The sequence below is a fragment of the Streptomyces sp. NPDC059816 genome, from assembly GCF_042732055.1.
Taxonomy (GTDB): domain Bacteria; phylum Actinomycetota; class Actinomycetes; order Streptomycetales; family Streptomycetaceae; genus Streptomyces.
Genome location: NZ_JBHWIQ010000015.1, coordinates 40,291 through 66,938 on the forward strand (window position 1 = coordinate 40,291; position 26,648 = coordinate 66,938).

20 protein-coding genes are annotated in these 26,648 nt (G+C 71.6%); 9 read left to right on the forward strand and 11 right to left on the reverse strand.

Annotated elements, in window-relative coordinates; all coding sequences use genetic code 11:
• Nucleotides 1-9: 9 nt before the first annotated feature.
• Nucleotides 10-1,008, reverse strand: a complete 999-nt coding sequence (corA, locus tag ACFV88_RS20425) for a magnesium/cobalt transporter CorA (RefSeq protein ID WP_385493068.1) — start codon at nucleotides 1,006-1,008, stop codon at nucleotides 10-12.
• 58 nt (nucleotides 1,009-1,066) lie between these two features.
• Here corA and ACFV88_RS20430 point away from each other — a divergent pair, with 58 nt between their 5' ends.
• The 4 genes from ACFV88_RS20430 (at nucleotide 1,067) to mshC (ending at nucleotide 4,551) form a co-directional block, all read left to right on the forward strand.
• On the forward strand, nucleotides 1,067-1,798 hold the full coding sequence (locus ACFV88_RS20430) for a histidine phosphatase family protein (protein WP_385493069.1): 732 nt from the start codon (nucleotides 1,067-1,069) through the stop codon (nucleotides 1,796-1,798).
• Nucleotides 1,799-1,890: 92 nt separating this feature from the next.
• A complete protein-coding gene (locus ACFV88_RS20435) occupies nucleotides 1,891-2,481 on the forward strand; it encodes a DUF3090 domain-containing protein (protein ID WP_385493070.1) in 591 nt (196 codons plus the stop codon).
• Nucleotides 2,445-3,272, forward strand: a complete 828-nt coding sequence (locus tag ACFV88_RS20440; RefSeq protein ID WP_385493071.1) for an SCO1664 family protein — start codon at nucleotides 2,445-2,447, stop codon at nucleotides 3,270-3,272. The genes ACFV88_RS20435 and ACFV88_RS20440 overlap by 37 nt, the downstream gene beginning before the upstream one ends.
• Nucleotides 3,273-3,321: 49 nt before the next feature.
• Nucleotides 3,322-4,551, forward strand: a complete 1,230-nt coding sequence (gene mshC, locus ACFV88_RS20445) for a cysteine--1-D-myo-inosityl 2-amino-2-deoxy-alpha-D-glucopyranoside ligase (protein WP_385493074.1) — start codon at nucleotides 3,322-3,324, stop codon at nucleotides 4,549-4,551.
• A 72-nt stretch (nucleotides 4,552-4,623) separates the two neighbouring features.
• On the opposite strand, the gene ACFV88_RS20450 is transcribed toward mshC, so the two are convergent.
• From ACFV88_RS20450 to ACFV88_RS20485, 8 genes are all read right to left on the reverse strand, one after another.
• Entirely contained in the window at nucleotides 4,624-5,931 is a 1,308-nt protein-coding gene (locus ACFV88_RS20450) for an RNA polymerase sigma factor (protein WP_385493075.1), read from the reverse strand.
• A 25-nt stretch (nucleotides 5,932-5,956) separates the two neighbouring features.
• The gene (locus tag ACFV88_RS20455; protein WP_385493076.1) at nucleotides 5,957-6,307 is read right to left on the reverse strand and encodes a YciI family protein; all 351 of its coding nucleotides are present in this window, start codon (nucleotides 6,305-6,307) and stop codon (nucleotides 5,957-5,959) included.
• Nucleotides 6,308-6,566: 259 nt separating this feature from the next.
• Entirely contained in the window at nucleotides 6,567-7,673 is a 1,107-nt protein-coding gene (locus tag ACFV88_RS20460) for a PAC2 family protein (RefSeq protein ID WP_385493077.1), read from the reverse strand.
• 198 nt (nucleotides 7,674-7,871) lie between these two features.
• Nucleotides 7,872-8,930, reverse strand: coding sequence for an LLM class flavin-dependent oxidoreductase (locus ACFV88_RS20465; protein WP_385493078.1), 1,059 nt, complete (start codon nucleotides 8,928-8,930; stop codon nucleotides 7,872-7,874).
• A gap of 165 nt (nucleotides 8,931-9,095) precedes the next feature.
• Complete coding sequence (locus ACFV88_RS20470) at nucleotides 9,096-10,712, reverse strand: FAD-dependent oxidoreductase (RefSeq protein WP_385493079.1); 1,617 nt, start codon at nucleotides 10,710-10,712, stop codon at nucleotides 9,096-9,098.
• A gap of 65 nt (nucleotides 10,713-10,777) precedes the next feature.
• Complete coding sequence (glpK, locus tag ACFV88_RS20475; protein WP_385493080.1) at nucleotides 10,778-12,322, reverse strand: glycerol kinase GlpK; 1,545 nt, start codon at nucleotides 12,320-12,322, stop codon at nucleotides 10,778-10,780.
• A gap of 82 nt (nucleotides 12,323-12,404) precedes the next feature.
• Complete coding sequence (locus ACFV88_RS20480; RefSeq protein WP_385493081.1) at nucleotides 12,405-13,175, reverse strand: MIP/aquaporin family protein; 771 nt, start codon at nucleotides 13,173-13,175, stop codon at nucleotides 12,405-12,407.
• Nucleotides 13,176-13,706: 531 nt separating this feature from the next.
• Nucleotides 13,707-14,474: an IclR family transcriptional regulator gene (locus ACFV88_RS20485; protein ID WP_385493082.1), complete on the reverse strand. Its 768-nt coding sequence runs from the start codon at nucleotides 14,472-14,474 to the stop codon at nucleotides 13,707-13,709.
• Between the two features lie 584 nt (nucleotides 14,475-15,058).
• Between ACFV88_RS20485 and metH the strand changes: the two genes are divergently transcribed.
• From metH to ACFV88_RS20505, 4 genes are all read left to right on the forward strand, one after another.
• Nucleotides 15,059-18,580, forward strand: coding sequence for a methionine synthase (gene metH / locus ACFV88_RS20490; RefSeq protein WP_385493085.1), 3,522 nt, complete (start codon nucleotides 15,059-15,061; stop codon nucleotides 18,578-18,580).
• 256 nt (nucleotides 18,581-18,836) lie between these two features.
• Entirely contained in the window at nucleotides 18,837-19,535 is a 699-nt protein-coding gene (locus tag ACFV88_RS20495) for an HAD family hydrolase (protein WP_385493086.1), read from the forward strand.
• A gap of 477 nt (nucleotides 19,536-20,012) precedes the next feature.
• Nucleotides 20,013-21,617 (forward strand): ABC transporter substrate-binding protein, encoded by a 1,605-nt coding sequence (locus ACFV88_RS20500; RefSeq protein ID WP_385493087.1) that lies wholly within the window; start codon nucleotides 20,013-20,015, stop codon nucleotides 21,615-21,617.
• A gap of 26 nt (nucleotides 21,618-21,643) precedes the next feature.
• Entirely contained in the window at nucleotides 21,644-23,224 is a 1,581-nt protein-coding gene (locus tag ACFV88_RS20505) for an ABC transporter substrate-binding protein (RefSeq protein WP_385493088.1), read from the forward strand.
• A gap of 81 nt (nucleotides 23,225-23,305) precedes the next feature.
• On the opposite strand, the gene ACFV88_RS20510 is transcribed toward ACFV88_RS20505, so the two are convergent.
• Together ACFV88_RS20510 and ACFV88_RS20515 are read right to left on the reverse strand one after the other, a co-directional pair.
• A complete protein-coding gene (locus tag ACFV88_RS20510; protein WP_385493089.1) occupies nucleotides 23,306-23,977 on the reverse strand; it encodes a response regulator in 672 nt (223 codons plus the stop codon).
• 14 nt (nucleotides 23,978-23,991) lie between these two features.
• Nucleotides 23,992-24,939, reverse strand: coding sequence for a RecB family exonuclease (locus ACFV88_RS20515; RefSeq protein ID WP_385493090.1), 948 nt, complete (start codon nucleotides 24,937-24,939; stop codon nucleotides 23,992-23,994).
• Nucleotides 24,940-25,047: 108 nt separating this feature from the next.
• Here ACFV88_RS20515 and ACFV88_RS20520 point away from each other — a divergent pair, with 108 nt between their 5' ends.
• Nucleotides 25,048-26,634 (forward strand): site-2 protease family protein, encoded by a 1,587-nt coding sequence (locus tag ACFV88_RS20520; RefSeq protein WP_385493091.1) that lies wholly within the window; start codon nucleotides 25,048-25,050, stop codon nucleotides 26,632-26,634.
• Nucleotides 26,635-26,648: the final 14 nt, after the last annotated feature.

A 26,648-nucleotide genomic window follows, 5' to 3' on the forward strand; every position in this document is an offset into this window, starting at 1 on the left:
AGTTGGCACTCACAGCCAGCCGCGCCGCTTGAACGTTCGGTACAGCGCCACCTCCAGCGCCACCATCAGCCCGATCACCGCCGGATACGACCAGACCCAGTGCAACTCCGGCATGTGGTCGAAGTTCATGCCGTAGATGCCGGCGATCATCGTCGGGACCGCCGCCATCGCCGCCCACGCCGAGATCTTCCGCATGTCGTCGTTCTGCCGCACGCTCATCTGTGCCAGGTGCGCCGACAGGATGTCCGACACCAGTCGGTCCAGGCCCTCCACGGACTCGTTCACCCGCAGCAGATGGTCGTTGACGTCACGGAAGAAGGGCTGCGCGGACTCCTTCACGAACGGCACCGCCACCGCGAACGGCCCCGTCCCCGCCAGCCGCCCGAGCGGTACCGACAGGGGCACCGTCGCCCGCCGGAACTCCAGGATCTGCCGCTTGAAGGTGTAGATCCGCATCGCCGTGTGCCGTGACCGACCGCCCTCCGGCGAGAAGACCTCGGCCTCCAACTCCTCCAGGTCCGTCTGGAGTTCCGTGGCCACCTCCAAGTAGTGGTCGACCACCGCGTCCGCGATCGCGTACAGCACCGCCGTGGGGCCCTTGCGCAGCAGGGCGGGCTCCGTCTCCAGCCGGCGCCGCACCTCCCCGAGCGGCGCCCCCTCGCCGTGCCGGACCGTCACCAGGAACGAGTCGCCGAGGAACACCATGACCTCGCCCGAGGACACCGTGTCGCCCTCCGGCTCGTACACCACCGGTTTCAGCACCACGAAGAGCGAGTCGTCGTACACCTCCAGCTTGGGCCGTTGGTGCGCCTTCAGGGCGTCCTCCACTGCCAGGGGGTGCAGCCCGAACTCCTCCCTGACGTGCGCGAACTCCTCCTCCGTCGGTTCGTGCAGTCCCATCCAGACGAAGGCGTCCGCGCTCGCGCGGGCCCGCGCGAGCGCATCGGGCAGGTCGACGGGCCCCTCGACGCGGCGTCCGTCCCGGTAGATGGCGCAGTCCACGATCACGCACCACCTGTTCCCCTCCGACCCCGGGGGCACACCCCCCTCGTCCTAGGCTGTCGGCATGCCCACGCTGATCCTCGTCCGACACGGACGCTCCACCGCCAACACCGCGGGCCTGCTCGCGGGCTGGACCCCCGGTGTGACCCTCGACGACCGCGGCACCGCCCAGGCCGCCACCCTCCCCGGCCGTCTCGACGGCGTCCCCCTCGCCACGGTCGTCAGCAGCCCCCTCGAACGCTGTCAGCAGACCGTGGCGCCCCTGCTCGCCGCCCGGCCCGGACTCACCCTGCACACCGACGAACGGGTCGGCGAGGCCCACTACGGCGAGTGGACGGGTCGCAAACTCTCCGAGCTGAACGGGGAACCCCTCATGGCTGCCGTCCAGCAACACCCCTCCGCCGTCGAGTTCCCCGGCGGCGAGTCGATGCGGGCCATGGCCACCCGGGCCGCCGAAGCCGTCCGCGAATGGAACGCCCGGATCGCCGACGAGCACGGCGCGGACGCCACCTACCTGGTGTGTTCGCACGGCGACATCATCAAGGCGCTGGTCGCCGACGCCCTCGGTCTCCATCTGGACCTCTTCCAACGGGTGTCCGTGGAACCCTGCTCGGTGACCGTCATCCGCTACACACCCGTGCGTCCCTTCCTGGTCCGGCTCGGGGACACCGGGGACTTCGCCTCGCTCGTCCCCCGCGAGCACGCCGAGGACGCCGAGCACGCTGCCGCGGACACCGGCGGGGCCGACGGGGCCGACGGGACCGCGACGGTGGGTGGAGGCGCGGGCGCGCCGTGATCGCGGACCGCAGTAGGGTGAAGCGGTCGGAGCAAAGCAGCAACCCCCGGGCGATCCTGTGATCGACCCGTCGATTCCAAGGGAGACAGGACGTGTCCCGTCAGGTGTTCCTCTACGACCCGCCGGAGCGTTTCGTGGCCGGCACGGTCGGCTTGCCAGGGCGCCGTACCTTCTTCCTCCAGGCATCGTCCGGCTCCCGGGTCACGAGCGTCGCCCTGGAGAAGGCCCAAGTCGCCGCCCTCGCGGAGCGCATGGACGAACTGCTGGACGAGGTCGTCCGGCGTAGCGGGGGCAGCGCGGCCGTGCCGGCCGTGGCGCCCACCGAGATCTCCGACACCGCGCCCCTCGACACCCCGGTCGAGGAGGAGTTCCGGGTCGGCACCATGGCGCTCGCCTGGGACGGCGACGAGCAGCGGATGGTCGTCGAGGCGCAGGCCCTCGTCGAACTCGACGCGGACTCCGAGGAGGACCTCGCCGAGGCCGAGGAACGGCTCCTCCAGGACGAGGAGAACGGCCCGCCGATGTTGCGCGTCCGCCTCTCCGGAGTGCAGGCCCGGGCCTTCGCCAAACGGGCCCTGGACGTCGTCAACGCGGGTCGCCCGCCCTGCCCGCTGTGCAGTCTGCCGCTCGACCCGGAGGGACACGTATGCCCGCGCCAGAACGGATACCGCCGCGGGGCGTGACCGTCACCGAGCTGCTCGCCCACGGTGAGCTGACGATCCGCGGCCGGATCCGGGAGGCGTCCAACACGGCCCTGTACTGCACGGTGGAGCACGAGGGGGAGCGCGTCGCCTGCGTCTACAAGCCCGTCGCCGGTGAACGCCCGCTGTGGGACTTCCCCGACGGCGACCTCGCCCGGCGCGAGGTCGCCGCCTACGAGGTCGCCGAGGTCCTCGGCCGGGACCTGGTGCCCCCCACCGTGCTCCGGGACGGTCCGCACGGCGAGGGCATGTGCCAACTGTGGATCGACAGCGACCCCGAGGCGTCCGGCGACGGTCTGCTCGCCCTCCTGGACGCGCGCGAGCCCGGGCCGGGCTGGAAGGCCGTGGGCTTCGCCGAGGTCGGCGAGGGGCGCACCGCCCTGCTGGTGCACGCCGACGACGACCGGCTGCGCCGCCTCGCGGTGCTCGACGCCGTCATCAACAACGCCGACCGCAAGGGCGGCCATCTGCTGCCGACCGCCGACGGCCGGCTCTACGGCATCGACCACGGCGTGACCTTTCACACGGACGACAAGTTGCGCACCCTCCTGTGGGGCTGGGCGGGCGAGCCGCTGACCACCGGAGCGCTGGCCGCCCTCACCGCGCTGCGGGCCGCCCTGGAGCCCGAAGAGCCCCTGGCCACACGGCTCGCGGAACTGATCACCGGGCCGGAGATCGACGCCACGCGGGCCCGGGTGGCCGCGTTGCTGGCCTCCGGCGTCCACCCGCGGCCCGGCGGGCAGTGGCCCGCGATTCCATGGCCACCGGTTTAAACCCCTGGCCACCGGTGTAGCGGACGCACCGTCCGGTTACGCTCATGTCATGCATGCCTGGCCCGCTTCTGAGGTCCCCGCCCTGCCCGGACGGGGCCGCGACCTTCGGATTCACGACACCGCGACCGGCGGCCTCGTCGATCTCGCCCCCGGTCCCGTCGCCCGTATCTACGTCTGCGGCATCACGCCGTACGACGCGACCCATCTGGGTCACGCGGCGACCTACAACGCGTTCGACCTCGTTCAGCGCGTGTGGCTCGACACCAAGCGCCAGGTCCACTACGTGCAAAACGTCACCGACATCGACGATCCGCTCCTGGAACGGGCGGAACGCGACGGTGTCGACTGGGCAGGGCTCGCCCACCGCGAGACCAACCTGTTCCGCGAGGACATGACCGCCCTGCGGATGCTCCCGCCGCGCCACTTCATAGGGGCCGTCGAAGCCATACCGGGGATCGTCCCCCTGGTCGAACGCCTCAGGGACGCGGGCGCCGCCTACGAGCTGGAGGGCGACGTCTACTTCTCCGTCGAGTCCGATCCGCACTTCGGCGAGGTGTCCCGCCTCGATGCGGCCGCGATGCGGCTGCTGTCCTCCGAACGTGGCGGCGACCCCGACCGTCCCGGCAAGAAGAACCCGCTCGACCCCATGCTCTGGATGGCGGCCCGCGACGGCGAGCCCCACTGGGACGGCGGTTCCCTCGGCCCCGGTCGGCCCGGCTGGCACATCGAGTGCGTGGCCATCGCCCTGGACCACCTCGGGATGGGCTTCGACATCCAGGGCGGCGGCTCCGACCTCGCCTTCCCGCACCACGAGATGGGCGCCTCCCACGCCCAGGCGCTCACCGGCGAGTACCCCTTCGCCCGGGCGTACGTCCACGCCGGGATGGTCGGCCTGCACGGCGAGAAGATGTCGAAGTCCAAGGGCAACCTGGTCTTCGTCTCCACCCTGCGTCGCGAGGGCGTCGACCCGGCCGCGATCCGGCTGGCCCTGCTGGCGCACCACTACCGGAGCGACTGGGAGTGGACCGACACGGTCCTCGGGGACGCCGTGGACCGCCTCGGGCGCTGGCGCGCCGCCGTCTCGCGCCCCGACGGCCCCTCGGCGCAAGCCCTGGTCGAGGAGGTCCGCCAGGCCCTTTCCCAGGACCTGGACGCTCCCGCCGCGCTCGCCGCGGTCGACCGCTGGGCCGCCCGCCAGGCCGCGCAGGGCGGCACCGACGAGGGTGCGCCCGGTGTGGTGTCCCGCACCGTGGACGCCCTGCTGGGCGTCGCCCTGTAGCGCGGCACCACGGTCGACGCACGGTGCCCCCGGGCCCTCCCGCCACGACGGGGGAGGGCCCGGGGGCACCGCTCATTCGGGGGGCGCGTCGTCCGCGGCCAGGGCGGCGTCCAGTCGGCGCCGTAGATGGGCCTGCTCGGGCGCGGTGCCGGCGAGGGCGAGCGCCGCCCGGTAGGCCACGACGGCTTCGGCCCGCCGGCCGAGCTGGTGCAGCAGCTCGGCCCGGGCCGCCGCGTACGGGTGGTGGCCGCGCAGCCGAGGTTCGTCGGCGAGGGCGTCGAGCAGGGCGAGCCCGGCGGCGGGACCGTCCCGCAGTGCCACCGCCACCGCCCGGTTCAGTGCGACGACGGGGGACGGGGCGATCGCGAGCAGCACGTCGTACAGGGCGACGATCTGCGGCCAGTCGGTGTCCGCCGGGTCCGCGGCCTCGTCGTGCAGCGCGGCGATCGCCGCCTGCACCCCGTACGGTCCGGGCGGGCCCGGTGCCAGCGCCGGGGGCACCAGGGCGAGCCCCTCCTCGATCATCGGCCGGTCCCAGCGGCCGCGGTCCTGGTCGGCCAGGAGGACCAGGGCGCCGTCCGGCCCGGTCCGGGCGGCGCGGCGGGCGTGGACCAGCAGCATCAGCGCGAGCAGCCCCGTGACCTCGCGTTCCGCGGGCAGCAGCCGGTGCAGCAGGCGCGTCAGCCGGATCGCCTCCTCGGCGAGGTCCAGCCGCTGCAACCGCGGCCCCGCACTGGCCGCGTACCCCTCGGTGAAGATCGAGTAGAGGACCTGGAGCACACCGGGCAGGCGCCGCGGCAGTTCGTCGGGGCCGGGGACGCGGAACGGGACGCGCGCCTCCCGGATCTTCTTCTTCGCCCGGACGATCCGCTGGGCCATGGTCGCCGCGGGCACCAGGTAGGCCCGGGCGACCTCGGGCGTCGTCAGTCCCGCCAGGCAGCGCAGCACCAGGGCGCCCCGGGCGTCCTCCGCCAGCGCGGGGTGGGCGCAGGTGAAGAACAGCTGGAGTCGTTCGTCGGGCAGGTCCCGGGTGGTGTCGGCGGGCGGGGCGGGGGCCGCCCGGTCCGCCTCGGCCTGGAGGACGGCGAGCCGGGTGGCGTACGTCTGGTCGCGGCGCAGCCGGTCGACGGCCTTGCGCCTGGCCGTGGTCAGCAGCCAGGCGCCCGGTCGTGCGGGCACGCCGTCCACGGGCCAGTGCCGTAGCGCCGCCTCCACGGCCTCCGAGGCGACCTCCTCGGCCAGGTCGAGATCGCCGAACCGGCCGACGAGCGAGGCGAGCAACCGTCCGCGCTCCTCGCGGAACACCTGTTCGACCGCTCGGTCGGCGGCACTCGCCTCGTCCCCCTCGTCGGCGGGGTGCGGCCGGCCCGTGTCCGTCATGGTCCGTTCCTCGGGTCCCGGAGCCTCAGACGGTGAAGTCGGCGATCGGCCGCACGACGACCGCGCCGTCGCCGAGCGCGCCCGGACAGCGGGCGGCCCAGTCCAGTGCGGCGTCCAGGTCCGGCACGTCGATGACGTAGAAACCGCCCAGGAACTCGCGCGTCTCCGCGAACGGGCCGTCGGTCACGGTCCGCTCGCCCTCGGCGGAGACCCGCACGGTGGTCGCGGTGACCAGGTCGGCGAGGGATTCGCCCGAGACGTAGATGCCGGCGTCCTGCACCGCCTTGGTGTACGCGATCCAGTCCGAGACCTCGCAGCCGGCGGAGCTGCCCGATTCCTCGGCCGAGCTGGTCTGGATCAGCAGCATGTACTTCATGGTTCGACTCCTGTCGTCAAGGTGTGTCAGCGGCGGTGATCCGCCGTACACCCTGACGACGAACGGACCACCGACGGATCGACACCGCTGCCGAGGATTCTTCTCCAGATCGGTGACATCCGGGCGGCGAGGGCTCGGACTCCCCCTGATGCCCTAGGTGAATCCGCAGGTCAGCGACGGTTCGGGGGGCGAAACGACGAACGGGCCGTCGCACGGGGGATTCCTCCCGTGCGACGGCCCTTTCCCGCGTTCCAGCGGTTCAGTCCGTCTCCCGCTCCGGTCCGTCCCCCGCAGACCCGTCCTCGGAGTCGGAGCCCGGGGGCTCCTCCTCGGAGGGTGCGCGGCGTTCTCCGGACGGGCCCTTGGCCTCGGCTGCGGTGCCGTCGCCCTCCCGCGCCTCGGCGCCGTCGGCCGCCCGCTGCGGACGGGGCGGACGGGTCCGCTCACTCGGGGACTCGCGCAGGTACGCCGCGGCCTCACCGCCGTCGGAGGTGAGCCCCGTCGCAGTGGCCGCGGGGCCGTTCCCGCCGTCCCGCCGCCGGAGGTAGCGCTCGAACTCCCGTGCGATGGCCTCCCCGGACGCCTCCGGGAGCTCCGCGGTGTCCCGGGCTTCCTCCAGGGTCTGGACGTACTCCGCGACCTCGCTGTCCTCGGCGGCGAGCTGGTCCACGCCGAGCTGCCACGCCCGGGCGTCCTCCGGCAGCTCACCGAGCGGGATGCGCAGGTCGATCAGGTCCTCCAGCCGGTTGAGCAGGGCCAGGGTCGCCTTCGGGTTCGGCGGCTGCGACACGTAGTGCGGAACGGCCGCCCACAGCGACACCGCGGGCACACCGGCGTGGGTGCACGCCTCCTGGAGGATGCCGACGATGCCGGTCGGGCCCTCGTACTTGGTCTCCTCCAGGTCCATCGTGCGCGCCAGGTCCGGATCGGAGGTGACCCCGCTGACCGGTACCGGACGGGTGTGCGGGGTGTCGCCGAGCAGCGCCCCGAGGATCACCACCAGCTCGACGCCCAACTCGTGCGCGAAGCCGAGCAACTCGTTGCAGAACGACCGCCACCGCATGGACGGCTCGATGCCCCGGACCAGCACCAGGTCACGCGGCTTGTCACCGCCGACCCGCACCACGGACAGTCGCGTCGTCGGCCAGGTGATCTTCCGCACTCCGCCGTCCAGCCACACCGTCGGCCGGTTGACCTGGAAGTCGTAGTAGTCCTCCGCGTCCAACGCGGCGAAGACCTCGCCCTTCCACTCCCTGTCGAGGTGCGCGACCGCGGTGGAGGCGGCGTCACCGGCATCGTTCCAGCCCTCGAACGCGGCCACCATGACCGGGTCGATCAGCTCGGGAACCCCGTCGAGCTCGATCACCCAGCGCCTCCTTCCGACAAGCCCTCACGTACGCCCCAACCTTACGGCCATCGGGGCGACCCGCCGCAGCCCCCTCGCACGGGGGAGTGAACGGACACTGCCCCGGTCAACGCCCGGTGACACCCCCGACCGGCGACCGATGATCCTCGGGCCCGACCGGCGGGGGCGGTCCGTGCGGACGGCGGCGCCCGGGCCCGCTCAGCTCCAGAGCGTGGACGGAGCCGCCCGGCGGACCACGGGCGCGACCTCCTCGGCGAAGCGCTGGAGCGTGTCGACCTGCTCGGCGGCCGACAGCCCGAAGCCGTCCACGGTCACCGACTGGAGCTGGTGGCGGTACGCGGCGTGGTAACCGAGGATCTTGTCGATGATCTGTTGCGGCGAGCCGATGAGCTGGGGCCCGTCCGCGATGGCGTCCTCGATGGTCGTGAACGGGGTGTTGTAACCCGGTCGACCCACCAGATGGGGCTTGAAGCTCTGCCGCACCCGCGCCTCGTACAGCTCCTTGTACCGGGCGACGGCCTGCTCGTGGGTGTCCGCGATGAGGAGCCCGCCGGACCCGGCACCCACGTACGCCCGTGCGGGGTCGTGCCCGTGCGCCTCGAAGCGCTCCCGGTAGTGGTCGATGAGCCGGACGTAGGCCGCGCGCGGCTGGACGGCGTTGGCGGTGAACAGCGGGTCCCCGTGTTGGGCCGCCAGTTCGGGGGAGTTGAGGCTGGTGGCCGAACCGTGCCAGACGCGCGGGGCACCCGCGAAGGGGCGGGGCACCGTGGTGACGGCCTTCAGCGGGGGCCGGAACTCGCCCTCCCAGTCGACGCCCTCCTCGCGCCAGAGCCGCCGCAGCAACTCGTACTTCTCCTTCTGGAGGTCCCACTGCCGCGCCTCGTCCAGCCCGAACAGGTCGAAGTGACCGGCCTCCGCCCCCTTGCCGATGACCAGTTCGATCCGGCCCCGGGACAGCTGGTCCAAGGTGGCGTAGTCCTCCGCGACCCGCACCGGGTCGAGGATCGCCACCACCGTCACCCCGGTCAGCAGCCTGATCCGGCGGGTCCGTGCGGCGAGCGCGCCGAGCAGGGCCGTGGGACTGGAGGAGAGGAACGCGCCCGCGTGCCGTTCCCCAATCGCGTACGCGTCGAAACCGAGCCGTTCGGCGGCGACCCCGGTCTCGATCACCTCCTGGAGACGGTCCGCGGTGGAGGGGAGCCGACCGGTCAACGGGTGGGGCGCGTGGCCCACGATGGAGAGCACCTGGAACCTCATGCGTCCACTGTCCCGGCGCCGTGTTGCCGGGGTGTGTACGCGGCGTGGCGGCGGTCGCACGGCCGTTCGTGTCCGGAGCGTGCACCGCACCGGACGCACGAGGGCCGCCGGGCGGCTCCCCACGGGGGCCACCCGACGGCCGTCGTGCGTCCGGTCGGAGCGGGATCAGCGCCGGGCGTCCAGCAGCTGCCGGGTCCGCGCCCGCACCTCGTCGGTGTCCAGCCCGCGGACGGTCAGCGTGGTGCGGCGGCGCAGCACGTCGTCGACCGTCTCGGCCCACTCGTGGTCCCGGGCGTACACCACCTGGGCCCAGACCTCCGGGGCGTCCGGGTGGACGCGCTCGGCGAGCTGCGGGTCCTCGTTGGCGAGCCGGGCGATGTCGAAGGCCAGCGAACCGTAGTGGGTGGCCAGGTGCCGGGCGGTGTCGGCGGCCATCCGCGGACCGGGGGTGCCGCCGTCGACCAGCAGCCGGTGCGCCACGGCCTGCGGGTTGGCGATGCCCGGCAGGGGCAGTCGGTTCGGCAGCGCGGACATGGGCTCCATGTCCTCACCGAGCGGACGGCCCGGCAGCGCGGCGAGCTTGTTCATGATGGTGCGGCCGATGTGCCGGAAGGTCGTCCACTTGCCGCCCGCGACGGACAGCATCCCGCCCCGGCCCTCGCTCACCACCGTCTCCCGCTTGGCCTTCGACGTGTCGCCGGGGCCACCGGGCAGCACCCGCAGCCCCGCGAAGGAGTAGGTGATCAGATCCCGGTCCAACTGGCGGTCCCGCACCGAGAACGCGGCCTCGTCGAGGATCTGCGCGGTGTCCTTCTCGGTCACCGTCACCTCCGACGGGTCGCCCTCGAACTCCTCGTCGGTGGTGCCCAGCAGGAGCATGTCCTCCCAGGGCAGCGCGAAGGTGATGCGGTACTTGTCGATGGGCGTGGCGAGCGCCGCCCGCCAGTGCGAGGTGCGCTTGAGGACCAGGTGGGCGCCCTTGGACAAGCGTATGGACGGGGTAGAGCCGGCGTCCTCCATCCGGCGCAGGTGGTCCACCCACGGCCCGGTCGCGTTGAGCACCAGCCGGGCGTCCACCCCGAACTCGGTGCCGTCCATGCGGTCCTTCAGCTCGGCACCGGTGACCCGGCCCCGGGTGAAGCGCAGCCCCGTGACCTCGGCGTGGTTGAGGACCACCGCTCCCGCCTCGACGGCCGCGCGCACGGTCATCAGGGCCATCCGGGAGTCGTTCATCTGGCCGTCGCCGTAGACCGCGACCGCCTTCAGGTTCTCCGTGCGCAACTCCGGCACGTCCCGCTGGGCCCGCGCGGGCGACAGCAGGTGGCCCACGCCGTCGCCGAACGCGGAGAGCGCCGAGTACGCGAAGACGCCCGCCCCGAGCTTCGCCGCGCCGTGCGGGCCGCCCTTGTACACCGGGAGGTAGAAGGTGAGCGGGTTCGCGAGGTGGGGCGCCACCTCGCGGGAGACCGCCCGCCGCTCGACGTGGTTCTCCGCGACGAGCTTCACGGCTCCGGTCTGGAGGTACCGCAGTCCGCCGTGGAGCAGCTTGGACGAGGCCGACGAGGTAGCGCCGGCGAAGTCGGCGGCGTCCACCAGGGCCACCCGCAACCCCGACTGGGCAGCGTGCCAGGCCGTGGAGATGCCGAGGATGCCGCCCCCGATGACCAGGAGGTCGTACGTCGCCCGCGACAGCTGCTCCCGGGTCTCGGCGCGGCTCGGCTGCGAACCGGTACCGGGGTGCAGCCCGAGCGTGGGGTAGGCGGCGCCTGGCTGGGTGGTCATGGTGTCGTGCTCCTCGTCAGCTCTCGAAGTCGGCGCCGCCGGTGGACCCGGCGGCGCCGCGGGGGTCAGTTCTCTTCGTCGTCGATCCAGCCCATGGACCGTTCGACGGCCTTGAGCCAGTTCTTGTACTCGCGGGTCCGCTTGTCCGCGTCCATCCGGGGGGTCCACTCGGCGGCCCGGCGCCAGTTGGCGCGCAGCGCGTCGGTGTCCGGCCAGAAGCCGACGGCGAGGCCGGCGGCGTAGGCCGCGCCGAGACAGGTCGTCTCGGCGACCATGGGGCGCACCACGGGCGCGTCCAGGACGTCCGAGAGGGTCTGCATCAGCAGGTTGTTGGAGGTCATTCCGCCGTCGACCTTGAGCGCGGTCAGTTCGACCCCGGAGTCCTTGGTCATCGCGTCCGTGATCTCCCGGGTCTGCCACGCGGTGGCCTCCAGGACGGCGCGCGCGATGTGCGCCTTGGTGACGTACCGGGTCAGGCCCGCGATCACCCCGCGGGCATCGGAGCGCCAGTACGGGGCGAACAGTCCGGAGAACGCCGGCACGAAGTAGGCGCCGCCGTTGTCCTCGACGGAGGACGCCAGCGTCTCGATCTCGGCCGCGGAGTTGATCAGGCCCATCTGGTCGCGCATCCACTGGACCAGCGAGCCGGTGACCGCGATGGAGCCCTCCAGCGCGTACACGGGCTCCTGGTCGCCGATCCGGTAGCCGACCGTGGTCAGCAGCCCGGAGTAGGAGTTGATGAGCTGGTCGCCGGTGTTCATCAGCATGAACGTGCCGGTGCCGTACGTGGACTTGGCCTCGCCGACGCCGAAGCAGGTCTGTCCGAACAGGGCCGCCTGCTGGTCGCCGAGCGCCGAGGCGACGGGGATGCCGCCGAGCAGTTCGCCGAGGGCGCCGCCCTTGACCTCGCCGTACACCTCGGACGAGGAGCGGATCTCGGGGAGCATCTTCAGCGGGACGCCGATGGAGGCGGCGATCTTCGGGTCCCACTGGAGGGTGTGCAGGTTCATCAACATGGTGCGGGAGGCGTTGGTGACGTCGGTGACGTGGTGGCCGCCGTCGACGCCGCCCGTCAGGTTCCAGATCACCCAGGAGTCCATGGTGCCGAAGAGGATGTCCCCGGCCTCGGCCCGGGCCTCCAGGCCGGGGACGTTGTCGAGCAGCCAGCGGGCCTTGGGGCCGGAGAAGTAGCTCGCCAGCGGGAGTCCCGTCTCCCGGCGGAAGCGGTCCTGCCCGACGTTGCGGCCCAACTCCTTGCAGAGCCCGTCGGTGCGGGTGTCCTGCCAGACGATCGCGTGGTGCACCGGCTCGCCGGTGTGCCGGTCCCACAGCAGCGTGGTCTCGCGCTGGTTGGTGATGCCGATGGCGAGGACGTCCTCGCGGGTGATGCCGGCCTTGCGGATCGCCCCCGCGACGACCTCCTGCACGTTCGTCCAGATCTCGGTGGCGTCGTGCTCCACCCAGCCCGGCTTAGGGAAGATCTGTTCGTGCTCCTTCTGGTCGACGGAGACGATCCGACCGTCCCGGTCGAAGACGATGCACCGGCTGGAGGTGGTGCCCTGGTCGATCGCTGCGATGAACGGGCCGGTGGGGGTGGTGGCGTCGGTCACGGGTCTGCTCCTGGGGTCCGGGATCCGGGCGGTCGCCCGGGGCCTGCGAGTCTCGCTGGTCGTGGTGGGGGGTCGGCGGTGACTACGTGAAGGCGATGTTGTAGATACCGCCCGCGACGGCCCCGCCAATCAGCGGGCCCACCACCGGGACCCATGCGTAGCTCCAGTCGGACCCGCCCTTGTTGGGCAGGGGCAGCAGGGCGTGGACGATCCGGGGGCCGAGGTCGCGCACCGGGTTGATGGCGTACCCGGTGGGACCGCCCAGGGACAGGCCGATGCCGACGACGACCAGCGAGGTGATCAGGGCGCCCAGGACGCCGAGGCCGTCGCCGTCGGCATTGAGGCCCTGGGTGAGGATCGCGAGGACCAGGACGACTGTGGCGATGACCTCGGTCGTGACGTTCTGCACCGCGTTGCGGATCTCGGGTGCCGTGGAGAAGATGCCGAGCACCGGACCGGGGCCCTTGGTGTCCTGGGTGCCGGGTTCCCCGACGAGGTCGCTGTCCGTCAGGTGGGCCCGGAACTGGCCGTAGTACGTGAGCCACATGAGCACGGTGCCGAGCATGGCGCCCAGGAGCTGTGCGGCCAGGTAGGCCGGGACGTCGCCCCATTCGGTGCCGCCCTGGACGGCGAGGCCGAGGGTGACCGCGGGGTTGAGATGGGCGCCGGAGACGCCGCCGGCGAGGTAGGCCGCGGTCAGGACCGCGAAGCCCCAGCCGAAGGTGATGGCCAACCAGCCCGCGTTGAGGGCCTTGGACCGCTTCAGCGTCACGGCGGCGCACACGCCGCCGCCGAGCAGGATGAGAACGGCGGTTCCTATGGTCTCGCCGATGAAGATGTCGGAGGTGGACACCCGCGACTCCTTTGTTGCTTGTGTCGCCACACTCTAGCGCGTATTGCCGTTAGGTGTTCGACAATGCCGACCGATGGACGGGAGTCTTGCCCCGTTGTTACCGGTGAGTCAAGGGTTCTGTCATCGGGAACGCGATCGTTACTGATCGGGGGTGCCTATCGATCGGCCGTCGCCACCGTCGTCCGCCGCGGCCCGTCGGTGCCCGCGCTCCCCGCGTGGCGGGGTGGTGGGGTGTGTCGGCGGGGCCGGGCGTGCGGATGCGGCCCGCGGCGGTGCGGCCCGCGGCGGTGCGGCCCGCGGCGATGGGTGCAGGGTGCCGGGGCGGGGGTGCGTGGAACCGGGTGGGCGTGTGCCGTGGTGGGGCGCCGGGTGGCGGGCGCCCGGCGGGGCGGGTGCGGGCAGGATGGCGGGCGCCCTGCCGGGCATCGGTGCACCCCGCAGCGGCCCCGCGGAACTCCGGGGCGGGCCGCGTTGCAGGCAGCCCGCTACCGTCAGCAGGGGCCAGCCGCCGTCAGTGGCGGCTGGCCCCCGTCAGAAGCGGCTCGCGCCCAGGTCCCGGGAGACGGACCGCGCGCACTCGCGGACCGCGGCGATCAGCTCGGGCCGCAACTCGCCGTCCTCGCGGCAGACCCGCTCCACGGCCCCGGTGATCCCCACCGCGCCGACCGGCATCCTGCGCCGGTCGTGGATGGCGGCGGCGACGGAGGCGACGCCCTCCCAGGTCTCCTCCACGTCGGAGGCGTACCCCCGGGCGCGGGTCAGCGCCAGCACCGCCTCGAATCCGTCCGGGTCGCAGACCGTCCGGCCGGTGTACGCCTTGCGGTCCCCCTCCAGCGCCTCGCTGTGCGCCACCGGGTCGTAGCCGGCGAGCACCTTGCCCAGCGCGGTGGAGTGCAGCGGTTGCATCGCCCCCACCTCCAGCACCTGGCGGCTGTCGTCCGGCCGGAACACGTGGTGCACGATCAGCACCCCGTGCTGGTGGAGCACGCCCAGGTACACGCTCTCGCCGCTGGACCGGGCCAGGTCGTCCGTCCACACCAGGGCGCGCGCCCGCAGTTCGTGGACGTCGAGGTACGTGGTGCCGAGCCGCAGCAGTTCGGCGCCGAGCTGATAGCGGCCCGACGCGGGGTCCTGCTCGACGAACCCCTCGGCCTGGAGGGTGCGCAGGATGCCGTGCGCGGTGCCCTTGGCGAGGTCGAGCGAGGAGGCGATGTCGGAGAGGCCGAGCCGCCGCTCACCGCCGGCGAGCAGCCGCAGCATGGCCGCGGCCCGTTCGAGCGACTGGATGTTCTTCGCCATCGCAGCGCGTCCTCCGTATCTCTCGATCTCTCGATCTCTCGATCCCTGCGCCACTACTCGCCGTCCACCGCATGGCGTTCGGTAATGCTGAACAGTAGCCGTCTTTGTCGACCCGGGACTTCCGACAGTCAGCGTATGTTTCCACTCGTTCGGACACCGTGGTGACACCAGTGGAGTTCTGGGGCCCACGGGAGCCACCGAAAGGCGTACGCACCTCGCGTCCGCGCCGATCCGCGCCCATCTGCACCGATCCACGCCCATCCGCACTGATCCGCACCCATCCGCGCCGGACCCGAGGTCGCGGACTCCGGTCGCGGCCGACTCCACCCGAGCGGCCGAGGGAAAGCCCCCGGACGGCCCACCGGGCACCCCGTCCCGGCCCACCCCGGCCGAACACGGGGACCCGTCCACCGGCGACGACCCCGTCCCGCACGGGGGCGCCCGACCCGCACCGTGCGCGTCCGTACCCCCGTCCGCCCCATGGACGCCCCCGCACGCCGCCCGGCGACCCGGCTACCCTGGGCGGATGCGCCTTCCCCGCGGAGCCGCAAAGCCGACAGCCGTCGCATCTCAGGGAGCCCTACATGGCCTCGTTGCCCACCCCGTCCACCGTGTCCCCCGAAAGTCGCGCCCGCGTCGACGCCCTGCGCGAGGCCCTCGCCAGCCGGGTCGTGGTCGCCGACGGCGCCATGGGCACGATGCTCCAGGCCCAGGACCCCACCCTGGAGGACTTCCAGGACCTGGAGGGCTGCAACGAAATCCTGAACGTCACCCGGCCCGACATCGTCCGCACGGTCCACGAGGCGTACTTCGCCGTCGGCGTCGACTGCGTGGAGACCAACACCTTCGGCGCGAACTACTCCGCCCTCGGCGAGTACGACATCCCCGAGCGCACCTTCGAACTGTCCGAGTCGGGCGCACGGATCGCCCGCGAGGTCGCCGACGAGTTCACCGCGTCCACCGGACAGCAGCGCTGGGTGCTCGGCTCCATGGGCCCCGGCACCAAGCTCCCCACCCTGGGGCACGCCCCGTACCCGCTGCTGCGCGACTACTTCCAGCGCAACGCCGAGGGCCTGATCGCGGGCGGCGCCGACGCGCTCATCGTCGAGACCACCCAGGACCTCCTCCAGACGAAGGCCGCCCTGCTCGGCTCGCGCCGCGCCCTGGAGGCCACCGGCACCCATCTGCCGCTGATCTGCTCGGTGACCGTCGAGACCACCGGAACCATGCTCCTCGGTTCGGAGATCGGCGCCGCGCTGACCGCCCTGGAGCCGCTGGGCATCGACATGATCGGGCTGAACTGCGCCACGGGCCCCGCCGAGATGAGCGAGCACCTGCGCTACCTCGCCCGCAACTCCCGGGTGCCGCTGTCCTGCATGCCGAACGCGGGTCTGCCCGTCCTCGGCAAGAACGGTGCCCACTACCCGCTCGGCGCACCCGAACTCGCCGACGCCCACGAGACGTTCGTCCGCGAGTACGGCCTCTCGCTGATCGGCGGCTGTTGCGGCACCACGCCCGAGCACCTGCGCCAGGTGGTGGAGCGGGTGCGCGGGGTGACGCCGCCCGCCCGTGATCCCCGCCCGGAGGCCGGCGCCGCCTCGCTCTACCAGACGGTGCCGTTCCGGCAGGACACCGCGTACCTGGCGATCGGTGAGCGCACCAACGCCAACGGCTCCAAGAAGTTCCGCACGGCGATGCTCGACGCCCGCTGGGACGACTGCGTGGAGATGGCCCGGGACCAGATCCGCGAAGGCGCCCACATGCTCGACCTGTGCGTCGACTACGTGGGTCGGGACGGCGTCGCCGACATGGCCGAACTCGCCGGACGCTTCGCCACCGCCTCCACCCTGCCCATCGTGCTCGACTCCACCGAGGTCGAGGTGCTGCGCGCCGGCCTGGAGAAGCTGGGCGGCCGGGCCGTCATCAACTCCGTCAACTACGAGGACGGCGACGGCCCCGAGTCCCGGTTCGCCAAGGTCACCGCGCTGGCCCGGGAGCACGGCGCCGCCCTGATGGCCCTCACCATCGACGAGGAGGGCCAGGCCCGCACCGTCGAGCACAAGGTCGCGATCGCCGAGCGCATCATCGCCGACCTCACCGGCAACTGGGGCATCCTCGAATCCGACATCCTCATCGACACCCTGACCTTCACCATCTGCACCGGTCAGGAAGAGTCGCGGGGCGACGGCGTCGCCACCATCGAAGCGATCCGCGAACTCAAGCGCCGCCACCCGGACGTGCAGACCACGCTCGGCCTCTCCAACATCTCCTTCGGTCTCAACCCGGCCGCCCGACTGGTCCTCAACTCCGTGTTCCTGGACGAGTGCGTCAAGGCCGGTCTGGACTCGGCGATCGTCCACGCCTCCAAGATCCTCCCGATCGCACGGCTGGACGAGGAGCAGGTCAAGGTCGCCCTCGACCTCATCTACGACCGCCGGGTCGAGGGCTACGACCCGCTCCAGCGACTCCTGGAACTCTTCGACGGCGTCGACACCAAGTCGATGAAGGCGGGCAAGGCCGAGGAACTCGCCGCACTGCCGCTGGAGGAGCGTCTCAAGCGCCGCATCATCGACGGCGAGCGCAAGGGCCTGGAGCAGGACCTCGAAGCCGCGCTCGTCGAGCGACCCGCACTCGACATCGTCAACGAGACCCTGCTCGACGGCATGAAGGTCGTCGGCGAACTGTTCGGCTCCGGTCAGATGCAGCTGCCGTTCGTCCTCCAGTCCGCCGAGGTCATGAAGAACGCGGTCGCCTACCTCGAACCCCACATGGAGAAGTCCGACGCCGAGGGCAAGGGCACGATCGTGCTCGCCACCGTGCGCGGGGACGTCCACGACATCGGCAAGAACCTCGTGGACATCATCCTGTCCAACAACGGCTACAACGTCGTCAACCTCGGCATCAAGCAGCCCGTCTCCGCGATCCTGGAGGCCGCCGAGGAGCACCGCGCCGACGTCATCGGCATGTCCGGCCTCCTGGTGAAGTCCACCGTGATCATGAAGGAGAACCTCCAGGAGCTGAACCAGCGGGGGATGTCCGCCGACTACCCCGTGATCCTCGGCGGCGCCGCCCTCACCCGGGCCTACGTGGAACAGGACCTCCACGAGATCTACGAGGGCGAGGTCCGCTACGCCCGCGACGCCTTCGAGGGCCTGCGGCTGATGGACGCGCTGATCGCGGTCAAGCGCGGGGTGCCCGGAGCGAGCCTGCCCGAGCTGAAGCAGCGCCGGGTCCGCGCCGCCGCCCCGGTCGCCGCCCCGGACCGCCCCGAGGAGGGCGCCGTCCGCTCCGACGTGTCCACCGACAATCCGCTGCCGACCCCGCCGTTCCTGGGCACCCGGGTCATCAAGGGCATCCAGCTCAAGGAGTACGCCTCCTGGCTGGACGAGGGCGCCCTGTTCAAGGGGCAGTGGGGACTGAAGCAGAACCGCGCCGGCGACGGCCCCGCCTACGAGGAACTGGTCGAGACCGAAGGACGTCCCCGACTGCGCGGCTGGCTCGACAAGCTCCAGCGGGAGAACCTGTTGGAGGCGGCCGTCGTCTACGGCTACTTCCCCTGCGTCTCCAAGGGCGACGACCTGATCATCCTGGACGAGCAGGGCAACGAGCGCACCCGCTTCACCTTCCCCCGGCAGCGCCGGGGGCGGCGACTGTGCCTGGCCGACTTCTTCCGCCCCGAGGAGTCCGGCGAGAGGGACGTCGTGGGCCTCCAGGTGGTCACCGTCGGTTCGCGGATCGGCGAGGCCACGGCCGAGCTGTTCGAGGCCAACGCCTACCGGGACTACCTGGAACTGCACGGGCTGTCCGTCCAGCTCGCGGAGGCGCTCGCCGAGTACTGGCACGCACGGGTCCGCTCGGAACTGGGCTTCGCCGGGGAGGACCCCGCCCAGATCGAGGACATGTTCGCCCTGAAGTACCGCGGTGCCCGGTTCTCCCTGGGCTACGGGGCCTGCCCCGACCTGGAGGACCGCGCGAAGATCGCCCGGCTGCTGGAGCCCGAGCGGATCGGGGTGGTCCTCTCCGAGGAGTTCCAGCTCCACCCCGAGCAGTCCACGGACGCCATCGTGATCCACCACCCGGAGGCGAAGTACTTCAACGCCCGCTGAGTCCGCACGCCGCCGAACGGGCGCCCGTACGCCGCACACCCGGCGCCCGTACGCCGCCGGCACCGTGACCGCACGCCGCCCGTACGCCGGCGGTGTGCGCGGAACCCGTACGGTGCCGGCCTCCGCAGCCGTTCCCGCGGAATTCGACCGGCGCTTTCCACCGCGACGTCGTACACTGGTCGGTCCAGTGCAGGCCGGCTGCCTCTTCTGCGGGAGGGGCGGTCGGCCTCTTCGTCCCTCATGGAGGTGTGCCCGGATGACCACCACGGTTCCCGCCCTCGGCGCCCGACCGGCCGACGGTTCCGCGCTCCAGGCGGTCCTCCTGGACATGGACGGCACGCTCGTGGACACGGAGGGCTTCTGGTGGGAGACCGAGGCGGAGGTCTTCGCGGGCCTCGGACACCGGCTCGACGACGCCTGGCGTGAGGTCGTCGTCGGCGGCCCCATGACGCGCAGTGCGGGGTTCCTGATCGAGGCGACCGGCGCCGACATCACCCTCGCCGAGCTGACCGTCCTGCTCAACGACGGGTTCGAGCGCCGCATCAGCCGAGCGCTGCCCCTGATGCCCGGCGCGGCCCGACTGCTCGCCGAACTGGCCGCCCACCGCATCCCCACCGCACTGGTCTCCGCCTCGCACCGCCGCATCATCGACCGGGTCCTGCACTCGCTCGGTCACCGGAACTTCACCCTGACCGTCGCGGGGGACGAGGTGGAGCGGACGAAGCCGTTCCCCGACCCGTACCTGCTCGCCGCCGCGGGACTCGACGCCGACCCCGGGCGCTGTGCGGTCGTCGAGGACACCGCCACCGGGGTCGCCGCCGCGGAGGCCGCCGGCTGCCGAGTGGTGGCCGTGCCGTCGGTGGCGCCGATCCAGGCCGCTCCGGGGCGTACGGTCGTCTCCTCCCTGGAACAGGTGGACCTGCCGTTCCTGCACGGCGTGATGAGCCCGAACTGATCCGTCGCCCCGACCGAGGCGCCGCCGGGGCGGGGTCCCTGTCCCTCCTTGACCGTTTGACGTCGCTCGCCCGTGCGCCCGGGCCGCCAACTGTGCGCCCGAGGCGCCCGGTTCGGGTGAATTGCCCCGAGGGCTCGACGGGCTGTCCGGCAGATGAACCAAGTCGCCCATGTGAGCTTTGCCACGCCGTTCGGGGTCGACAGTGGGCGTGGCCTATGTAGGTCGGCCCCGGCGCCGGTGTGAAGCCGAGTCCATGTGTCCCGATTGGTAGGAGGGTGCACGAAACCTTCCGTCGCGGGATTTCCGATCTGTCGGTAGCCGGTTTCAGAGCGTGATGGACGGGGGCGAGCGGCCCGGTCCGGGCATTCCGCCCCGCCGCACTAGTGTCATCGCGAGAACATCGCCGGAATCCCGGACACCGCCCTCACACCCCCGTTGCCGGTGTCCGGGGATCGACCGCTCTGGAGAACCCCGCCCATGAACCGCAAGACGTTGGTGCTGCCGGCCGTCCTCGGCCTGTTCACCCCGGTGCTCGTCGCCTGTGGCGGGGCCGGTGGCGGGGACCGGGCAAGTCACGCGATCACCGTCGGCACCACCGACTCCTTCGCGACGACCAAGGAGTCACCGGCTCCCCTCGACCCGGCGTACGCCTACGACGCGGGCTCCTGGAACCTGCTGCGGCAGACCCTCCAGACCCTGATGACCCTGCCGCGCGGCGGTGGCGAGCCGGTGCCCGAGGCCGCCGAGGAGTGCGGGTTCACCGACACCGGCAACGAACGGTACGCGTGCACCCTGCGCGACGGCCTCAAGTTCGCGGGTGGCGAGGCGGTCACCGCGACCGACGTCAAGTACTCCATCGACCGGGTCCTCGGCATCAAGGCGGCCAGTGGGGTCGCCAGCCTGCTGAACACCGTCGACACCGTCGAGACCCAGGGCTACAAGAAGGTCATCTTCCATCTCAAGACCCCCGATGCGACCTTCCCGTTCAAGCTCGCGACCCCCGTCGCCGGAATCGTTCACCCCGAGAAGTACCCCCGTGACCGGCTCCGCAACGGCTTCGAGATCGACGGTTCCGGCCCCTACACCCTGAAGGCCGAGACCGCGAACGGTGCCGTCACCAAGGCGGTGTTCACCAAGAACGACACGTACAAGGGTCAACACACCCCCAAGAACAGCAAGATCGAACTTCGCCCCTTCGCCGACGCGGCCGCCATGGGCGCCGCGCTCGACGCGGGCGAGGTCGACCTGATGACCCGCACCATGTCCCCGGAACAGATCAAGAAGCTCTCCAGCGGCGCCGACGAGGACATCAAACTGGTCGAGACCCCCGGTCTGGAGATCCGTTACCTCGGCTTCAACACCAATGCGCCCGTGGTGCGGGAGAAGGCCGTCCGTCAGGCCATGGCCCAGGTCGTCGACCGCGGCGAACTCACCTCCACCGTCTACGGCGAAGGCGCCGACCCCCTCTACTCCCTCGTTCCGGCCACCCTCACCGGACACTCCAGCGCCTTCTTCAACAAGTACGGCGCGCCGAGCACCGAGAAGGCCCGCGGAATCCTGCGGAAGGCCGGTGTCACCACACCGGTCAAACTCACGCTCCACTACACCACCGACCACTACGGCTCCACCACGGAGAAGGAGTTCGAGGTGCTCAAGAAGCAGCTCAACGCCAGTGGTCTGTTCGAGGTCGACATCAAGGGCGCGGAGTGGGTCGAGTTCCGCGCCGACGAACTCGACGGCAAGTACGCCGTGTACGGCCTGGGTTGGTTCCCCGACTTCCCCGACGCCGACAACTTCCTCGCCCCCTTCCTCGACAAGGGGAACTTCCTCGCGCTGCCCTACGTGAACAGTGCCATCCGCGACGACCTGATCCCCCAGTCGCGCCGGGAGGCCGATCGGTTGCGAGCGTCGGACAGCATCGAGGAGATCCAGAACATCGTCGCCGACGACGTGCCGGTACTGCCTCTGTGGCAAGGAAGGCAGTACGTGGCCGCGCGCGACGACATCCAGGGAGTCGAATGGGCACTCGACTCCTCGTCGAACCTTCAGCTGTGGGAGCTCAGTCGCGGAGTCAGCGACTGAACTCCCTTGGACCCCCAAGGTAGATCGTGAAGAAGCGCACCCAGTGGTCAGTCCTGTCCATAGCCACGGGACTGGCAGCCGCCACGCTGACCGGCTGCGGTACGGAGGACGGTGAGTCCGGCAGCGGAGGATCCGTGGTGGTCGGCATGTCCGACGACGTCACTGCGACCGACCCCGCATCGGGGTACGACCCCGGCTCGTGGCTGCTGTTCAACAACGTTTTCCAGTCCCTGCTCAGTTTCCCCATCGGTAGTACGGAGCCGGAGCCCGAAGCCGCCCAGGAATGCGGGTTCACCGACGCCCAGGCGAAGGTGTTCAAGTGCACCCTGCGCAAGGGCCTCAAGTTCAGCAACGGCAACGACCTCACCTCCGAGGACGTGAAGTTCTCCTTCGACCGCACGATGCGCATCAACGACGATGCGGGCCCGGCGATCATGTTCCCCATGCTCGACGAGGTGCAGGTGCCGGACCCCCTGACCGTCGTCTTCCGGTTGAACGTGCCCGACGCCACCTTCCCCAGCAAGATCGCCTCCGGCGCGGGGTCGATCGTGGACCACCGCGAGTACCCCGCCGACAAGCTCCGCACCGACGACAAGGCGGTCGGCTCGGGCCCGTACAAGCTCGACTCGTTCCGCAAGGACCGTGCGGAGTTCTCCCGCAACGGCTCCTACCAGGGCAACGCCAAGCTCCGGAACTCCAAGGTCACCCTGCGTCTCTTCGGCGGTGACCAGGGAGCGTTGAAGAAGGCGCTCACCGGGAAGGACGTCGACGTCGCCTACCGCGGTCTCGCGGCCAAGGACATCGCCGAGATCGAGAACGACACCAGCACCGGTTCCGGCATCGACATCGTGCCGGGCAGCAGCGCCGAGGTGCAGCACCTGGTCTTCAACGTGAACGACCCGGTGGTGGGAAAGCGGGGCGTGCGCAGGGCGATCGCCTATCTGATCGACCGGGAGGCGCTCGTCCAGCAGGTCTACGACTCCACCGCCGAGCCGCTCTACTCGATCATCCCGGCCGGGATCACCGCCCACAACACGGCGTTCTTCGACGAGTACGGCGCCCGCCCGGAGCGGGCCAAGGCCAAGGAGGCGCTCGAAGCCGAGGGCCACACCGGCAAGGTGAAGCTGACCCTGTGGTCGACGCCCTCCCGCTACGGCCCCTCGACGGACCAGGAGTTCCGGGCGATCGCCGAGCAGTTGAACGCCAGCGGGCTGTTCGACGCGCGGGTCCGCTCGGTCGAGTTCGACCAGTACGAGAAGGACATCGCCGCCGGCAAGTACGGTGTGTACGTGAAGGGTTGGGTGCCGGACTATCCGGACCCGGACAACTTCACCCAGCCGTTCTTCGGCAAGGGCAACGTCCTCGGCAACAACTACGAGAACAGCACCATCACGGAGGAGGTCATCCCCGCGACGGCGGCGGAGAACGACCGGTCCGCCACCGCCAAGGACTACGCCGAGCTCCAGGACATCGTCGCGCGCGACGTCCCGATCATCCCGCTGTGGCAGGCCAAGCAGTACGCGGTCGTCCGGGACAGCGTCTACGGGCTGGAGAACTGCCTCGACGCGTCCACGGTGTTCCGGTTCTGGGAGATCAACAAGGGCTGAGCCGGTCGGGGCCGGTGCGCACCGGCCCCGTACCCGGGGTGACCCGCGGGCCCGCGCCGATCCGGTGCGGGCCCGTCCATGTCACTGGGCGCCGGGGCGGACCAGACCGCTCTCGTACGCGTAGACCGCCGCCTGAACGCGGTCGCGCAGCCCCAGCTTCGTCAGGACGTGACCCACGTGCGTCTTCACGGTGGTCTCGCTGACGAACAGTTCCGCGGCGATCTCCGCGTTGGACAGTCCGCGCGCCACCAGCTTCAGCACCTCCACCTCACGGTCGGTGAGCGTGTGCAGGGTGTTCGGCACCGGTTCGTCCCCGGACGGGAGGTGGTCGGCGTACTTGTCGAGCAGCCGTCTGGTGATGCTCGGCGCCAACATCGCCTCGCCCGCGGCGACCACCCGGATCGCCTGGACCAACTCATTGGCGGGGGCGTCCTTCAGCAGGAACCCGCTCGCTCCCGCCTTGAGCGCCTCGACCACGTACTCGTCGAGGTCGAACGTGGTCAGCACGAGCACCTTGGCGGGGCCGTCCCGCCCGGGGCCGGTGATCTGCCGGGTGGCTTCGACCCCGTCCATCCGGGGCATGCGGATGTCCATGAGGACCACGTCGGGCTGGAGGGCGCGTACCTGGTCGATTGCTTGCAGGCCGTCTCCGGCCTCGCCGACGACCGCGAGGTCCGCCTCGGCCTCCAGAATCATCCGGAACCCGGTGCGCAGCAGCGGCTGGTCATCGACCAGTAGGACGCGGATGGCCACGTGTGTCTCCTTCGCTAGTCCGGCCCCATTCTGCCCTGCTCCGGACCGGTGGACCGCCCCGGGACGACCTCGGGCGCCGATCCGGTCGCCCCGGGGGCGATCGGCAGCGGGTACGGCGGGGGAGTGCCCCCGAACTCCGGGCAGAGCGCGCGGTGGTCGCACCACCCGCACAGCTTGGTGCGGCGGGGCCGCCACTCGCCGGTGTCGGTCGCCTGCCGGATCGCGTCCCACAGGGCGTGCACCTTGCGTTCCACCCGTTCCAGGTCGGCGACGACCGGGTCGTAGGTGAGGACGTCCCCGCTGCCCAGGTAGACCAGTTGGAGCCGGCGCGGGACCAGCCCCTTCAGCCGCCACACCACCAGGGCGTAGAACTTCATCTGGAACAGCGCGCCCTCCGCGTACTCCGGGCGGGGCGCCTTGCCGGTCTTGTAGTCGACGATGCGGACCTCACCGGTCGGAGCGACGTCCACCCGGTCGATGATCCCCCGCAGCCGGAGCCCCGAGGGCAGGTCCGCCTCCACGAACAGCTCGCGCTCGGCGGGCTCCAGCCGGGTCGGGTCCTCCAGGGTGAACCAGCGCTCGACCAGGCCCTCCGCCTCCGTCAGCCACCGTGCGAGCCGCTCCTCCTCGGTCTCCTCACGGCCGGGCCCGTTCGGCGTGGCGTCCGGTTCCTTGAAGAGGTCGGCCAGCTCCGGCTTCGCGGTCCGCAGTCGGTCCCACTGCCCCGGGACCAGGGCCTTCGCCCGCGGCGCGGTCCGCTCCTCGGCCGGAGAATCAAACAAACGTTCGAGTACGGCATGGACCAAGGTGCCCCGGGTCGCCGCCGCGCTGGGCTTCTCGGGCAGCCTGTCGATCACCCTGAAGCGGTAGAGCAGCGGGCACTGCATGAAATCGCTCGCGCGCGACGGCGACAGCGACCCCGGCCGTGCGGGCGCCACGGCTTCACCGGTACGGGTCTCCATGGGGACAGACCCTACGGCCCGCCACTGACACCCCGACGCATACCATCGACTGAAGACCCCCTCGCGCTGCATGATTCAGGGGCGGGGGAAACCGAACGAGGGGACACCGTGACTGAGAGCGGCGGGAGCGGTCAGCCGCAGCCGGACGACGATGCGGCGGCCGAGCGGCGCCCGCGTCCGGACGGGCCGGATCACCCCACTCCGGACGCCCGACCGGGCGCGCGGAGCGGCGACGCGCCCCCCGACGGGCCTTCCGACGCGCCCCCGCCGGACCACGCCGCCGAGGCAGCCGCCCCCACGGGCGAGCACGCCACCGGGGCGGACGCCCCCGCGCACCCCGGCACCCCGGCCCCCCAGGAACCGGGGGCCGACCGCCCCCGCACCCCGCTCACCAAGCCCCCCGTGCGCGCCCCTCAGCACCCGTACGCCGAATCCCGCAACCAGCCGCCCCGCGCGACCGGTACGGCGGGTGGCGGGCCGAGCCCGTTCGGCGCGGGCGACACCGAGCACCCCCCCGGCTCCGACCGGCCGCAGCGCGCCAAGGACCCCGGCGGCGGCATCCTCATGGGCCGACCCTTCGGCGTGCCCGTCTACGTCGCCCCCAGCTGGTTCCTGGTGGCCGCCCTGATCACCTGGGTCTTCGGCGGTCAGCTGGAACGCGTCCTGCCCGAACTGGGCAACGTCCGCTATCTGGTCTCCCTCTTCTTCGCCGTCGCGTTCTACGCGTCCGTCCTGGTCCACGAACTCGCGCACACGGTCGCCGCACTCCGCTTCAAACTGCCCGTGCGCCGCATCCAGCTCCAATTCTTCGGCGGCGTCTCCGAGATCGAGAAGGAGTCCGAGACCCCCGGCCGCGAGTTCGTCCTGGCGTTCGTCGGCCCGCTCCTCTCGCTCGTCCTCGCCGGTGCCTTCTACGGCGGCATGCTGCTCGTCGAACCCGGCACGGTGCCCGGCGTCCTGCTGGCCGGACTGATGATCTCCAACCTGATCGTGGCCGCCTTCAACCTGCTGCCGGGGCTGCCCCTGGACGGCGGCCGGATGCTGCGCGCCGTCGTCTGGAAGATCACCGGCAAGCCCATGAGCGGCACCATCGCCGCCGCCTGGGTCGGCCGGGCCCTCGCCGTCTCGGTCCTGATCGGCCTGCCGCTGCTCACCCAATCCGGTGTCCTCGGCCCCAAGCCGGGCGGCCTCGACGGCATGGATACCGTCACCGACGCCCTGCTGGCCGCGATCCTCGCCGCCATCATCTGGACCGGAGCCGGCAACAGCCTGCGCATGGCCCGGCTGCGGGAACACCTCCCCGAGCTGCGGGCCCGCGCCCTCACCCGGCGGGCCGTCCCCGTGGAGACCGACACCCCGCTGTCCGAGGCGCTGCGCCGCGCGAACGACGCCGGCGCCCGCGCCCTGGTGATCGTCGCCCCGGACGGCGAGCCCGTCGCGGTGGTCCGGGAGGCCGCCATCGTCGGGATCCCCGAGCACCGGCGCCCCTGGGTCGCCGTCAGTGGACTCGCCCAGGACCTCACCGACGGGATGCGCGTCTCCGCCGACCTGGCCGGCGAGGAACTCCTCGACGTGCTGCGCACCACCCCGGCCACCGAGTACCTCGTGGTGGAGGACTCCGGCGAGATCTACGGCGTACTCTCCGCCGCCGACGTGGAACGGGCCTTCGTCCGGGCCATGGCCCGACCCAGCTGACCCCGCCCCGGCCG